At 63.2% G+C, this 261-nt stretch carries 1 pseudogene; it reads right to left on the bottom strand.

The window, feature by feature from the left end:
• Nucleotides 1–109 precede the first annotated feature (109 nt).
• Nucleotides 110–261: pseudogene (locus QJT78_RS52545) on the bottom strand (ATP-binding protein); the annotation flags it as partial.

A 261-nucleotide genomic window follows, 5' to 3' on the forward strand; every position in this document is an offset into this window, starting at 1 on the left:
ATAAACGTCCTGCCTGACCGGCTACTGCTGTTCAGCGGCGCTGACGGCGATCATCAGGTGGGGGAGTTTCAAGTGACCATACCCGGGGGATTTTGACCGACCCACGGGGGCCGAGGCTTTTGAGGAGCCGGGCGTAACGTCCGTCTCCGCGCGCGAGCGCCTCGAACAGCCTTGGAACGCGATGATAGAGGACTGATCGGTTGTCGCGGCAGGCCTTGTGGCCGAGCGCGCAGGCTAACCAACTTTTGCCCAGGCCGGTTG

This window comes from Bradyrhizobium sp. Mp27, from assembly GCF_029953005.1.
Lineage (GTDB): Bacteria > Pseudomonadota > Alphaproteobacteria > Rhizobiales > Xanthobacteraceae > Bradyrhizobium > Bradyrhizobium barranii.